We start from the raw sequence: 15021 nt of genomic DNA, 5'->3' as shown, positions 1-15021 counted from the left end.
TCATATCTTTATTTTACTGAACCACTGGTTAAGCCATTATAGATGTACTTTTGTAAAAATAGAAAAGCAATCAATGTAGGGATAATTGCAATCATAACACCAGCAGTGATCACTTCCCATTGCGCTCCAAATGGTCCTTGGAATTTAAATAGTGATGTAGAAATCACTTGCAAATCTGTCTTTGGCATATACAGAAATGGCGTATAAAAGTCATTGTAAACATTAACACCCTTAATAATAAATACTGTCACAATTGCCGGTTTCAACAATGGCAAGACAATTTTTCGATAAATCGTAAAGTAAGACGCGCCATCCAACATAGCTGATTCATCCAACGAAACAGAAATGGAGTCCATAAACTGTAAAAATACATAGACTGCAATAATATCTGTTCCTAAGTAAAGAATGATCGCTGCCCAAATCGTATTAAATAAACCTAATGAGTGAATGATTTGGAAGGTAGCTACTTGTGTTGTTACAGCTGGTATTAGCGTCGCCAGTAAAAATGCACCTAAGATATATTTGCTTCCTTTAAATTCAAATCTATGCAAAACAAAAGCTACCATTGATCCAATTAAAGTTGTCCCGATTACTGAAATAATCAAAATGATCACAGTATTTTTAAAACCGGTCAACATATTCCCCTCAACGAAAGCTCTATGATAATTTCCAAAGTTAGTCCAATCACTTGGAGGCACTAATGGTCCCGTTGTTGCATATTCTGTCCCTGTTTTAAATGAGGCAAAGAAAATAGCGACGATTGGGATGATCGCAACAAATGCGCCAATTAATAAGGAACCATATTTCCCAAAAACACCTAATGAACGTTTAAATTTGTACATCTCAATCCCCCTCGCCAAAATACTTTCTTTGAATACCTGTCACAATTAAAACAATAAATAACAGAACAACAGCCATTGCAGAACCTAAACCAATTTTTCCATATTTAAACGCAGTATCAACGGTTTGAATAACGAATGTTGAACTACCGTTAGCTCCACCAGTCATAATATACGGAATTTCAAAAGCACTTAACGCACCACTAACAGCTAGAATTAGGTTTAAAGAAATAATGATCTTAATACTAGGAAAAATAATGTGCCTAAATTGTTGCCAACGATTCGCACCATCTATTTGTGCAGCTTCATAAATTTCACCAGGAATCGAAGAAATCGCTCCTAAGAAAATAATAAAGTTAAAGCCCATATAGCGCCAAACGGATACACCTGCTAAAGAATAATTTATGACATTTGGATTTCCTAACCATTGAGTAACAAATCCTTCTAAACCAACTGCAGCAAGAAGTGTATCAAGTGTTCCATCTGGTCTAAAGAAGAACAAGAACATAAAACCAATCGCGACACCATTTAATAAATACGGGAAAAAAATAACACCTTTGAAGAAGTTTTTAAATTTGACTTCAAATGATAAAATCGTAGCAAAGTATAAAGCAATTGCTAACTGAATAAATGTTGCAAAAAAGTAATACAAACTGACACTAAAGACCCTAAAGTATTCTGGATTTGTAAAGATTGTCTTATAATTCTCTATCCCGACAAATTCCATTGCACTATATCCATTCCAATCGGTAAAACTATACCAAAACATATTAAAAACAGGTAAAAAAGCAAATGTTCCTAACAGGCCAAGTGGTACAATTAAAAAAGCAATGATAATTATTTTCTTCTGGGTCCCATAAGAAAATTTAGATAAACTAAACAAGTGCTGCACCTCCCTGTATTTTTCAAACATTAAAGTACTTTGAGGAAAGTACTGATCATGTACTCTCCTCAATCTTCACAAAGAGAAATCTATTCTGCTATTTTGTTGAAAGCCGCTTCCCAAGCGTCATTCCATCTTTCCATAATATCGTCAAATGATTCATCCCTATTTCCAATTGCTGCTTCAATTAAAATTTGTTTCTCATCTTCTAACCAAAGACCAACCTCTGATTCTTTATCAATCTCATCAAGTAAGCCTAGTTTATCTTCTGGAGATGGCGTTAGCATAACAAATTCAGCCCCTGCCTCTTCTGCCTCAACTAATGCATCTGGAAGTGGTGCATCAACTGAAGCACTGATACCACCTGCTTGCTCAACTGCATAACCAGATTCATGAATGAAATAATCAACCCATGCAAAAGCTGCCTCTTTGTTATCACTAAATTGACTTACTGAAATATTCATATCCGCACCCATTGAGAATAATGTGCGTTCTGCATCTGAAGGAAACGCCATAATTGCAATATCATCAGCATTTGGACCCGCATCTTGAATTTGTTCTAAAGCCCAAGAACCTAGTACCATCGTTGCAATTTCACCATTGTTCATCATCACTTTAGATGATTCCCAATCCGTCGTTAATGGATCAGATTCAATTAAACCTTCTTCTGTTATGTCATACATTAATTTATAGTGCTCATAGTGTGGGTCACCCGGATCAAATGGACGTGGATCATCTAACATATCAACGTTATAATAATCTTCGTCACCCGCTGTTGAAGTAACTGCACCTTCCCACTGTGGTAATGGCCATGCGTCACCGTAATTTGTGTATAATGGAATAGCATCTGTGTTATCTTGAACTAAACGCAGTGCTTCTAAGAATTCATCTTGTGTTGTTGGTAATTCTTCTACACCAGCTTCTTCAAAGACAGCCTGATTATAAATAACACCAGTATAAGTGAGTGCGATTGGGATACCATAGACCGTGTCATTAACAGCACGCTCATCTACCCCTAAATACTCATCTCCTATATCCGCTAATGAACCCATCGGCTCAAAGAAATTAGGGATATCTTCAATTGGCAATTGAATTGGTAAATATTGAACATCACCAAAATCTTGTGTATTAATACGTGGCATAATTTCTCCACCATAATCTGATAATGCTTCAAATTGAACCGTTACATTTGGATACTTCTCTTCAAATTCTGTTTTATAATCTTGATAAACAGAATCAACGATATCTGTCCGGTGAGTAATAACAACTAAATCTCCTTCTATCTCTTCAGGATCTAACTCTTTCCATGCTTCAGAAGCAGGAAGTTCACCATTTGTGTCATCTTGATCTGTATCGTTTGTGGCTCCATCATCTGAACCACAAGCAACTAAAAATAGAAGCATCAGAATACTTAGTAATAAAGTCATAAATTTTCTATTCATTACTTTAACACCCTTCCTTAATTTAAATTATTTTTCAGCTTAAATTAGGTTACCGTTAAGCTAATAAATTTATTTTATCCTGAAAACGGTTACGAGTCAATAGTTTTTTAAAAAACGCAAAAATACCTATTCACAAAGGGGGTTGTCTCCTTCTTAGTTCTTCCCAAAATATAAACTTTTTGAAAAGTTACTCTACATGCAATTAGTGAGTCAACGATTACTCTCCCTATCGAAAACCATTGTTGCTTCGAGTTTCACAAATGCTTACCTATAATAAAAGAATAGAATTAACTTTATCACTTAAAGTAGGGGGAGCTTTAGGTCGTTCGAAAAAGACCATTGCAACCATAATAATACCCATGTCTAACTAATCCCCTCATTTTAAAGAAATGATAAACTTAATATTTATATTAATTACCTTTGCTAATCATTTATCCATTAGATGGCGTTAACTAATTAACCATACCAAAAAGCCCTAAAGCTGTTTGACTCGCTTTAGGGCAGTGTTTGCAATCTCCATTATGATTATACAATTTTTTTCGGTAAAGCATATATAATAACCGATCCGTACAAAACTGGAAACAGAACAATAAATAAGACTAAATTATAATAAGCAAGAGCAAGCATTAATCCATTGACGATAACTATCGCCAAAGTCAAACCTAAGTTTTTGATCACACTGATAAAACCTAGAGCAAATGAATGTTTTATCGAAGTACTTTTAAAAGCTATATAATAGCTAGCATAACTGAGTGTTGATAATAACAAGAGCAAGAAATAACCAGCTATTCCGATTAAAACCCAAGCCGTTTCTTCAAACCAAAAGAAAAAGATGAGTGTAATCAATAAAATAAGGCCCAGGCTAACCAAAAATGAACTTAATCTATGTTGCTGAAACTGCTTATAATAGCTTTGATATGTCTTTTTAATCATTGCTTCATCATAGTCAGGATTTTGTTTCATAAACTGGAGTGTTAAATATAAAGCGGCTAGTGCTGGTATCAATGAATAAATAACGATCCCTCTTAACAACCCCAGCCAAAAATAAAAACTAACCAATAAATAATAGTAAGCTTTCGTCACTAATTGATAAACTTTACTTCCCAAACCATCACCTTCATTCTTCCATTAGAAAAACTTATATTTGCTCGTTCTTTTCCTTACACATGGGATGTGCCGGCTTCAGCGTCCCTGCATTATATCAGGACTTCGTCAAAATTTTTTTAACTACTTAGTTTTTCCTATCTTTTACCCATCAACATCTTAGTTATGTCAAAACTATTTCTTAGCCATCTCTAAAGTGAAATAAAAGCTAAGAACGATGAATGAATTAATCATCTCGTCTTAGCTCTTTAACAGAATCACGTTTAATAATATTTCCTTTCACGGACGTCCGACCATAACGCTTGTTCTTCCCTTGAACCTTTCGAACAATTAGACGCACAGCCTGTTTCACCATCTCATCAATATCTACTTCAACCGTTGTGAGTGGCGGACTTGTAATGGTTGCATATATATCATTATCAAACCCTATTATTGAACAATCTTCAGGGACACTATAACCTAACTTATTTAACTTCTTCACAACTTCATGGGCAACTTGGTCACAATTACACACGAAAGCTGTTGGCAATTTATCAGGTAATTGAATATCGATAAATTTACCTTTTTCATCACGATCATTAATGATAAATTCTTGTTTCAATTCAATATGATGCTCTAATAATGATTTATAATAACCTAAAAAACGATCTTGAATACTACTTGTTGAATAAAGATTGCCAACATAACCAATCTCTCGATGCCCTTTATTCAACAAATAATTCGTAATATCGTAAGCACCATAAAAATTATCTGTAATAACCGAATCTATTTCATCATGTTCATCATAGAAATCAAGAAATACAATCGGCATATCTATTTCTTTAACAACATTAATATAGTCGCTCTTCAATTGACCAAGGAAAATAAAACCATCCACCTTTTTTTCCTGATAAATTCGCGGTTGATTTAGTGCTTCCTCATCTTCATTTGACAATATATTCATAATACCGTAATAACCATAATCCTCTAAAACGGTTGAGATCTGCTGATAAGCTCGAAAATAAACAGATTGCGAGATACCTCCAGAAAAACGTTCCGGCATGATAATTCCAATATTATAAGACATGCCGTTTTTCATTGATTTAGCCACTGTATTGTAGCGGTAACCCATCTCATCTGCTAGCTCTTTAATCTTTTGTTTTAATTTATCGCTGACGCCTTCTTTATCATTCAATGCCTTTGAAACTGTAACACTGCTTACTCCTATTCGATCAGCAATATCTTTCATTGTCACATTACTTTTTTCCACCATCCGCACTTCCCATCTCTACCACTTAGTCATGCTGAATTTATATAATAACCGAACAGTTAAGTTATAACTTAATTGTTCGGTTAAACCAATGATACTAGTAACTTCATACTATCAAAAGAAGTTAGGATTAGCAACAATGTTGCCAAGAAAAACAGCTAATATTGTAAGTGTTTTCATGATGTTCACTAAAATGCCTGATAATTACACAAATATTCAATTTAAAACCAGTTAACTTTTTCTTTATTTTTTAAGAATAACCTAATCAAAGTCTCTTTACAATAAAATTATTTATTTAATAGCGCTTCATTTTGTTCAATTAATTGTTGTCTTTGTTTGGCATTCTCTAATGACCTAAATGGATCTTCTGGTGTATTGAACGTATAATCAACTAATTTATCAATCGTTGTCGTTGCGACATGGCAACGCGTATCACTTGAAGCATAATAAATAAATACGTCTTCGTTTTCATTGACAACTGCACCATTACAGAAAATAACATTTGATACATCACCTACACGCTCGTCATCATATGGCGCCATAAAATGACCACCTGGTGTGGCAATGACCTTAGTCGGATCATCCAAATCTGTCGCAATCGTATAGAGAACGTAACGCAGGCCGTCCGCTGTGTTTCGAACACCATGAGCAATATGAATCCAACCTTTATTCGTTTTAATCGGAGCTGGTCCTTGACCATTTTTTGCTTCAAAAACAGTATGATACTTTCTTTCATGCAGGACTGTTTCCTCATCTATCACTGGACTTGTAATATCTTCACAAACACCAAAGGCAATCCCACCTCCAGTCCCGGTTGAAATAAATCCATCTTGCGGGCGTGTATAAAAAGCATATTTCCCATCAACAAATTCAGGATGCAACACGACATTACGCTGTTGTGGTGAAGGCGTTGTAATATTCGGCAATCGATCCCATGTTTTTAAGTCTTTAGTTCTTACTAACGCAGCTTGGGCAACAGCACTAGACGTATCAGATGCTGGAGCATCAGGATCTTTACTTTCTGAACAATAAATCCCGTAAATATAACCATCCTCATGTTTAACGAGACGCATATCGTAAATATTTGTTTCTTTTTCATCAATATCTTCCCACGTTAAAGGCGTATCGATAAATCGAAAATGATCAATCCCATTATCACTTTCAGCAATCGTAAAAATAGACTTTCGATCTAAACCCTCAGTTCGGACAACAAGATAATACTTCCCATTTAAGTAGATCGCTCCAGGATTAAAAGCTGAATTGACCCCTAGACGTTCCATGAAATGTGGATTGGTTTCTTTATTTAAATCAAACCGCCAGTGAAGTGGAACATGGTGACGTGTAACAACCGGATATTGATAGCGATCATAAATACCATTATAAAACTGATCATCTTTCTTATTCTTTCGCGTTAATAACTGCTCCTGCTTTTCTAAAAGTTCATAATATTTATTGTGAATCATCATTATCGATCCTTTCTATTAATTCTAAAGCCATTCTTCCATTGTGATAAGATGCCTTCCATGGTTCCACCAAATCTCGCTCAGTCGGAGTACCATCTGGTTTAATTGACCAATACCATTCCCCGCCAGGACGTGAATCGTGAATAACTGTTTTAATATAGTTCCACAAGCCTCGGATTCGTTCTAAAAACTGCTCATCACCGGTTCGTTGATAGGCATTATAAAAACCAACAATGGCCTCAGCTTGGACCCACCAGACACGAGTATAGTCTAAGTGACCATTTTCCTCTTCATTAATTAATGACCCATCAGTTTGAATGGCATAATTAGAGATATTATAAGAGATATCAATAATCATTTTGTTATAAGCTTCATTTTCAATCGCTAACGTATGAATGGTATCATCCATTAACCACGCCGCTTCAATATCATGACCAAATGATTTTAAAGGAATGATATTATTCCATTGCCTATCAAAAAATACTCCTAAACAATGAGTGTCTTGCTGATATATTTTTTCATAGTGCACCTTCAATAGTGTCTCTAATCGAAACTTTAATTCTTCAGTAGGATGGGCTTTATATAAGTTGGTGTAAGCCTCTAAAATATGAATATGAGTATTCATCGTAATTTCTGCTACAACACCATTCTCACTTAACATTTCATTTGGCATTTCAATCCACTCACGATTGAATTCCTCTTTGTAAGCTTGGCTTTCTTGATCAAAACCAACAGTTTCCATTAAATCATATAGTTCTAACGCCAAATCAAGCGCTTCTTGTTTTTGTGTCACACGATAATATTCACTTAATCCATAAAGAGCAAATGATTGAGCATAGATATGCTTCCTAGTATCTTTAGGTTCACCTTTATAATTTAACAACCAATATATCCCTTTATGTTCATGATCAATCAATTTATCTTGTAAAAATTGATACAGATGATCAGCCATTTTCAGGTACTTTTCATCTTTTAAGATTCGATAAGCAGCTGAAAAAGTCCATAAAAATCGTGCTGTCACAATACCGCCTTTATCCCCCTGACGGTCGACATTCAAATTAAAATCTACCCGACCATATAGTCCACCATATTGATCATCTTTAAGCCTTAACCAAAAGGGTAATATACGTTCTGTTAACTCTTGCTTCATTTCTTGTCTCAACATGATACCCCTCCCAACGTTAGTTAATCGATAACTTAATAAATTAATTCTAATTAAATCAAATCAGTATGTCAATAGTAAGCGTATTCTTATTTTTCAAAAAGCATATAATTACTAATAAAATAGTTTATTTACTTTATAAAATAGATATCCTAAAGTAACCTTTTATATTGTTTGATATTTAATTTTGCTAAATGAAAAATACCATAATCATAGCTCGAAAAGGACGCGTCGATTAATTCGTCACGTCCTGAGATTTAAAATAAGAAAGACTCGCATTCTGGCCCTATTGAAAAGGACATGATTTTATCGACGATAGTTTTAGTAAATCTAGGGCTTCACTTCACCCGGATAGGGTGAAGTTGACGGTCCCAGAGCGCATCGGCAATAATCGAAGTTCTTTTAGCCTAAAGTGCCCTATTCACAGGACTTTGGGTATGCATAAAATTAAATGAATCCTTAGCCCATTGATTCATATTTTGATAAAGGGAGATCATATTTCAATACTGAGGAGCCTTTGTACTGATTATAACTTCTTTGGGTTCACTGGCATGCGTGTTGATTGGCTTTGAATAAAAGACCTCCGAATAAGGACCTGCCACACCACTTAAGTTATGGGCTTTTATTCGATACCAAGCATCTTTCATAGAATCTCTAGTTGTGTCACGCCAATAACCATATTGATCAGAAGTTCCTTTTTCACAAACAACATTCCAAGGTCCCGTTTCATTAATAGTTGATCTTTCAATCGTATAAGAAGCAGCACCTACTACACCCCGCCAATAAATTTTATCATTCACGTTAGTAATAATAGGACTATTGGGTGTATTGTGTGTCCTTTCGGATTGTTCACTCATTACAAATGCATGCTTTCTTAGTGCCTGTATTCTTGACAATCTATCTGCATTTGTTTGACTACCTGGATAATGGAGGGTAAAACTATCAAAATGATCTACATAACTAAATGCATCATGATGTCCAAATAAGGACCAAAAATGGGTGCCAATAACCCCTTCATTGTTCTCAGCTATCCTCAAGAAAGTATCTAAGTCACCATCTACCCAACCGAATTCCCCAATAAGTAGTGGTTTACTAGCTTTTTCCGCTAATTCAATATCTTCAGTTAGTTGATCTGGATCAGCAGGATAATAGTGTGCATCGATATAATCCAATTCTATAATCGATAATTTATCCTGATCAAGGTTAAATCGATTACCAAAGCCAACCAAGTGATTTGTGTCAATCAGCTTGACATATTGGATCATTTCTCGAACCCATTCAATAGAAGTGCCCTCTAACTCGTTACCTAATTCCCATGCAGCTATCGTCGGATCATCCTTATAAGTGATTCCTGTAATATGATTAACACGGTTTAGAACTGTACTGATATGATGTTTAAAGTCATTTTTTATCTCTTCATTACAGTAAAATTGATCTTCATCTGCAAACCCACGCCAATTTGTAAAAGTTCCTCTGCCACCATGATAATAATTCCAATTATCAACAAGTGGAATAACAACTCTCAAACCTCGCTTTCCCAATTCATTTAAAACAAAATCAACATGTTTAAAAGCTTCTTCATTAAAGCAGCCTAAATTGGGTTGTAATGATTTTGCAGAACCAACAGATGCTGCTAAGGTATGGGAACGGATGACTGTAGCTCCCATTTCTAAAGCTGTATCCAGTACATTACTAATCCGAAAATTTGTTGGATAGTCAACACCATTAACATTTTCATCTAAGCCTAACCAATAAATATTCGGACCAGAAAACCGATATTTTTTCCCATTTAATTCAAATCGATTCCCATTTCGTTTTATAAAGTTTTTGTTTTTTTGAAAATCAAGCTGATCCCCCGTAAACGTCATCTTAACACTCCTTCATTTAATTATTCATATACCACAACAAAGAGTAAAGCTTTGCTCTCTTGCTTTTCTATTCACTCACATGAATGAAGAAGCTATTAAACATAAGACGAAGATAAAATATCTTTACCTTATTTCTTAATTAGAATTCAACAGATTTTTATTTTACTGATCCACTCGTGAAACTATTATAGATATGTTTTTGCAGTAAAAGGAAAACAATAAGTGTTGGGACGATCACAATGATGATTCCAGCACTAATAACCTCCCAAGAAGATCCCATTGGACCTTGAAATCTAAATAAAGCTGTCGATAGAACAGATAAATCAGCTTTAGGCATATACAAGAATGGAGTATAAAAATCGTTATAGATGTTAACACCTTTTATAATGCCAACAGTTACAATAGCTGGTTTTAGTAAAGGGAATATAATCTTCCAAAATATAGTGATATAAGAAGCGCCATCTATCATCGCCGATTCATCTAATGCCGGAGAAATATTTTCAAGAAATTGCATGAAAATATATACGGCAATAATATCCGTTCCCATGTATAAAATAATTGCAGCCCAAATGGTATTAAATAAACCAAGTGAATTGACAATTTGAAAAGTAGCTACTTGAGTTGTAATACCAGGAATTAAAACAGCTATTAAAAATGCTGTAATGATAAATTTTTTCCCTTTAAAATCAAAACGTGTGAAAACATAGGCAATCATGGCACCAGTTAACGTTGCTCCCGCAAGTGCAACGACTAATATAATCGCTGTATTATAAAAACCAGTCAACATGTTCCCATCCGTAAATGCTCGAATAAAATTATCAAAGTTCAACCAGCTTTCGGGGGGAGTTAATGAACTGGTTGCATTGTATTCTTCTTTTGTTTTAAATGCTGCAAACAAAACAACGATTAATGGTATAACCGCAACAAAAGTTCCCATAACTAGAGATCCGTATTTTAATAATAAGGCGGGAAGTTTTTTGAAAATCTTCATTTATTAATCCTCCTTAAAGGCTAGACGCTGAATGAGAGAAACAATCATAACAATAATCAATAATACTATTCCCATCGCTGAAGCCAGACCTGTATTATTATATTTAAAAGCTAAATCAACCGTTTGTATAACAAATGTAGAACTTCCATTCGCTCCGCCAGTCATAATATAAGGGATTTCAAATACACTCAAAGCCCCGCTTATTGATAAAATTAAATTCAATTGGATAATTTTGAGTATACTTGGGAAAATGATATATCTAAATTGTTGCCAGCGATTGGCACCATCCATTTCTGCTGCTTCATAAATTTCATTGGAAATAGATGATATAGCGCCTACAAAAATGATAAAATTAAAGCCCATATGTCTCCATACCGACGTACTAGCTAAAGAAAAATTAATAATATTAGGATCACGAAGCCACATTTGAATCATATCTTCTAAACCAATTAGTGATAAAAGTGTATCCAAAGTACCGTCCTGTCTAAAAAAGAATAAAAAGGTAAATCCGATAGCCACACCATTTAATAAGTAAGGGAAAAACAGTGTACCTTTAAAGAAATTTTTAAACCGAACTTTAAAAGTTAAAAGGGTTGCAAAGTATAAAGCAATCCCCAACTGTACAAATGAGGCAACTAAATAGTATAAGCTAACCTTAAATACATGAAAATATTCTGGGTTAGTAAATAACCTAATATAATTTTGAAAGCCCACAAATTCTTTAACTGGACTTAATCCATCCCAACTTGTAAAACTATAAGTAAACATATTAAATAGTGGCAAATAGGAAAATGTCACTAACAATAGAATGGGTACAAGGGAAAATAAAATAATGATTATTTTCTGTTGCATTTTATAACTTAAATTAGAAAAACGGTATTTTCTATTTGCATAAGTTCCACTTGGTGCTTTATTACTCACTTTATTACCTCCCCATATAAAGAATTAGGGTTGTAGTTATTTTTTCAATAAGGAAGGGGAGCTATAATACTCCCCCTAGTTTTACTATCCATTCCTTAATCTTCTACCCCTAATCTTTCTCTTGCTTCTGCCCAGCGAGTATTTAAATCTTCCATTATATCTTCGAAGGTTTCATCTCTATTTCCAATGGCGGCTTCTATTATTCTCTGTTTAAATCCTTCATCGCCTAAACCAATCTCACCTTCAAAATCAATTTGATTTTGTAAATCTTCTTCACCTTCTAAAGCAGGTAAATTTTCAATAAATTCTACACCTTCATCTTCAAAGTCCTGTAAGATATCAGGCAAATCTTCTTCAATAACAGGTGAAATGGTACCATTCTCAACAGCATAACCTGATTCATTTGTAAACCAGTCTACCCAAGCTCGAGCAGCATCTTTATTATCTGAGTGCATATTTATTGCCATTTTATAATCCCCAGCCATAGCAGCATATCTATTACCGTCTTCATGCGTGTATGGGAATGGCATGTAGCCGATATCATCTGGGTTATCTGCTAATTCTTGAATTTGGTCAACTGCCCAAATTCCTAAAAACATCGCACCAATTTCCCCATCAGCAAGCATCTGCTTGGATTCTTCCCAATCTGTTGTAATAGGATCACTTTCAATTAAGTCTTGTTCTGTTAAATCATACAATAATCTATAAAGTGTATGATGGGGTCTTCCTTCACTAAATGGATCATCCATATGCGGAAGTTGTTGCGATACATAAGTACCATCTCCAGCAAGTGCTAATCGTTGATTTTCCCAATCACTTAAAGGCCAACCATCATTATAATTAGTGTAATAAGGAATGGCTTCTGTATTATCCTTAATCATTTGCATTGCTTCTAAAAATTCCTCTGGAGTTGAGGGTAGTTCTGTTACCCCTGCTTCTTCAAATAATGCTGTATTGTAAACGGCACCAAATGTACTAACCATAACAGGCATACCATACGTTACCCCATCATAAGCCATTTCGTCGACAAACAAGTAATCTTCCGCAAGCTCATCCTCATCTCCTAATGGTTCAAAAAAGTTTGGCAGATCTTCTAAAGTTACACTATTCGGAATTAAAAGAACATCACCATAATCTTCAGTATTCATCCGAATGCGGACTTGCCCTTCATAGTCAGTCATTGCTTCAAAATTAACTTCTACATCTGGGTAGATTTCGTTAAATTCCTCTGCATATTCAACCATTCTTGTATCAACAATATCGGTTCGATTCGTCAAGACAGTAATTTCTCCACTAACCGCTTCCTCACCTTCCGAATCATCACCACCGTTTCCGTCAGCATCATTTCCTGTATCTTCACTCGTACAACCAACTATAACGGTGAAAAATAACATAACTAAAAAAAGTTTTAATATTTTCTTCATCTAATTACCTCCCCTTAATCGTAAGTATCGTGCGTTGTACAGTTCAATTATAATTTGTAAGTGTTTTCTTGTCAATATAAATTATCATAAATAATAAAAATAAATATAACAAATATAATAATATTAATATAAAACAAAACATATAATAAAATTTTATTTTTTATAATTTCAATTGTTAGTGCTTAATAAAATTTACTCATATAATGCATAGGGGAAGGTTTTGTTGAATTACAAGATAGACAAGGCTGGTGTTGGCTTTTGACTAAAGATAGAAGAGGAACTAAGCTTCTACTATTCATCATCAATCAGCAAGTCTATTTTATTGTAGGAAAAAGGAGGCATTTGGCTGAAGGTAGGCATTTAAACGAACCCTAACTATTTTGTAACAATGATAACAGGCTTATCATTTACTAAATAATAAAAAAAGATTTTGTCTCCGTAAACCTACGGAACAAAATCTTTTATTTAAGTGCTTTAACAGAATCTCTGAGCAGCATTTCTCCAGAGAGAATTATTTTTTCAGTTGGTACATTTTTAAGTTCATTTCTAGTTAATAGTGCCCGAACAGCCCGCCTTCCCAACTCTTCTTTGGGTACATCAATGGTTGTTAAAGTTGGTGTCAGCAGATATGAATCTTCAATATTATCAAATCCTGTTATTGAAATATCATCTGGAATTTTCAGATCTAATTCCTTACAGACACGATACAGATGTAAAGCAATTGAATCATTCGCACAACAGATGGCTGTAGGAACATTATTATTATCTATTCTTGCTGCCAGCCATTCTTTAATTTCTAAAAACATATCATCAATCGTTTTACCCTGAAGTAGTGTAAGAGAATCTTCTGATAGTTCAATATCTTCTTCTTCAATCGCCGTCCGAAAACCTAACCATCGATCCTGAAAACTTCTTGAATATTGAATATTCCCATAAAATTGGATATTCCGATGACCAATACCTATTAAATGATTGGTTAAATAATAGCTACTATCAAAGTTATTTGCAAAAACACTATCTGTTGGATAAAGCTTCTCTTCATGATCAATCAAAACAACGGGTAAGTCATGTGATTGGATCTCTAAAATTAATTTTGTAGAAACTTTTCCTACACCTATCATGCCGATAAAGCCAGCAGGATTGACAACTTCTTGCAAATCATCCGTATTACTTTCTGTTAAAATAACCATTCTTAAATTTAGTTTATCTAAACTATCTGAAATCCCGTTAATAATGGTGCCCCAATATATTGAATCTCTCAATTGATTTCTAATATCGGGCATAATAATTAAAACACTTTTTCGATCTTTTAGATCCCTATCATTCTCTGTCTTTTTCTCTGTTCTAATGTCTTTCCCATTTTGCGTAAAATAACCTAACTGAGAAGCAACTTGAAATATTCTTTCTTTTGTTTCCTTCTTTACACCTGGTTTTCCAGATAGGGCCCTTGACACAACAAATATCGACACCCCAATGTAATCTGCTATTTGTTTAAGCGTTACTTTTTTAGCCATAAACATCTCCCTTAATCAACATTAAACACATTGCTATTATACCACAAAAACTAATAATAATATATTTATACTAAAAAATATAAATTACCTCAAGAACTTACAATATAGTCAAATTAAAAAGATTTTATTTAAGCCTAAGCTAGTTTGAATTAATATTACTT

At 34.2% G+C, this 15021-nt stretch carries 12 protein-coding genes; all 12 read right to left on the bottom strand.

The features are described from left to right. Positions 1-8: 8 nt before the first annotated feature. The gene (locus tag ACS127_RS07025) at positions 9-842 is read right to left on the bottom strand and encodes a carbohydrate ABC transporter permease (protein WP_440897710.1); all 834 of its coding nucleotides are present in this window, start codon (positions 840-842) and stop codon (positions 9-11) included. 1 nt (position 843) lies between these two features. Then, positions 844-1722 carry a carbohydrate ABC transporter permease gene (locus ACS127_RS07020; protein ID WP_440897709.1) on the bottom strand — a complete coding sequence of 293 codons (879 nt, stop codon included), beginning with the start codon at positions 1720-1722 and terminating at the stop codon, positions 844-846. Positions 1723-1811: 89 nt separating this feature from the next. Beyond that, complete coding sequence (locus ACS127_RS07015) at positions 1812-3164, bottom strand: ABC transporter substrate-binding protein (protein ID WP_440897708.1); 1353 nt, start codon at positions 3162-3164, stop codon at positions 1812-1814. Positions 3165-3689: 525 nt separating this feature from the next. Continuing rightward, positions 3690-4271 carry a hypothetical protein gene (locus ACS127_RS07010; protein ID WP_440897707.1) on the bottom strand — a complete coding sequence of 194 codons (582 nt, stop codon included), beginning with the start codon at positions 4269-4271 and terminating at the stop codon, positions 3690-3692. 223 nt (positions 4272-4494) lie between these two features. Next, positions 4495-5496, bottom strand: a complete 1002-nt coding sequence (locus ACS127_RS07005; protein ID WP_440898097.1) for a LacI family DNA-binding transcriptional regulator — start codon at positions 5494-5496, stop codon at positions 4495-4497. A 308-nt stretch (positions 5497-5804) separates the two neighbouring features. Continuing rightward, positions 5805-6980, bottom strand: coding sequence for a glycoside hydrolase family 130 protein (locus ACS127_RS07000; RefSeq protein ID WP_440897706.1), 1176 nt, complete (start codon positions 6978-6980; stop codon positions 5805-5807). After that, entirely contained in the window at positions 6967-8145 is a 1179-nt protein-coding gene (locus ACS127_RS06995) for an AGE family epimerase/isomerase (protein ID WP_440897705.1), read from the bottom strand. Before ACS127_RS06995 ends, ACS127_RS07000 begins: the two co-directional genes overlap by 14 nt. Positions 8146-8642: 497 nt before the next feature. Further along, positions 8643-10010 carry a glycoside hydrolase 5 family protein gene (locus tag ACS127_RS06990; RefSeq protein ID WP_440897704.1) on the bottom strand — a complete coding sequence of 456 codons (1368 nt, stop codon included), beginning with the start codon at positions 10008-10010 and terminating at the stop codon, positions 8643-8645. A 157-nt stretch (positions 10011-10167) separates the two neighbouring features. Next, on the bottom strand, positions 10168-11001 hold the full coding sequence (locus ACS127_RS06985; protein ID WP_440897703.1) for a carbohydrate ABC transporter permease: 834 nt from the start codon (positions 10999-11001) through the stop codon (positions 10168-10170). 3 nt (positions 11002-11004) lie between these two features. Continuing rightward, entirely contained in the window at positions 11005-11853 is an 849-nt protein-coding gene (locus ACS127_RS06980; protein ID WP_440898096.1) for a carbohydrate ABC transporter permease, read from the bottom strand. A gap of 164 nt (positions 11854-12017) precedes the next feature. After that, entirely contained in the window at positions 12018-13346 is a 1329-nt protein-coding gene (locus ACS127_RS06975) for an ABC transporter substrate-binding protein (RefSeq protein WP_440897702.1), read from the bottom strand. Positions 13347-13807: 461 nt separating this feature from the next. Then, a complete protein-coding gene (locus ACS127_RS06970; RefSeq protein ID WP_440897701.1) occupies positions 13808-14860 on the bottom strand; it encodes a LacI family DNA-binding transcriptional regulator in 1053 nt (350 codons plus the stop codon). Between the last annotated feature and the right edge of the window lie 161 nt (positions 14861-15021).

Origin of the sequence: Amphibacillus sp. Q70 (genome assembly GCF_052055485.1) — a bacterium.
Taxonomy (GTDB): domain Bacteria; phylum Bacillota; class Bacilli; order Bacillales; family Amphibacillaceae; genus Amphibacillus.
The sequence above is the reverse complement of the archived record's forward strand: the minus strand, read 5'-3'. Positions and strand labels throughout refer to the sequence as shown.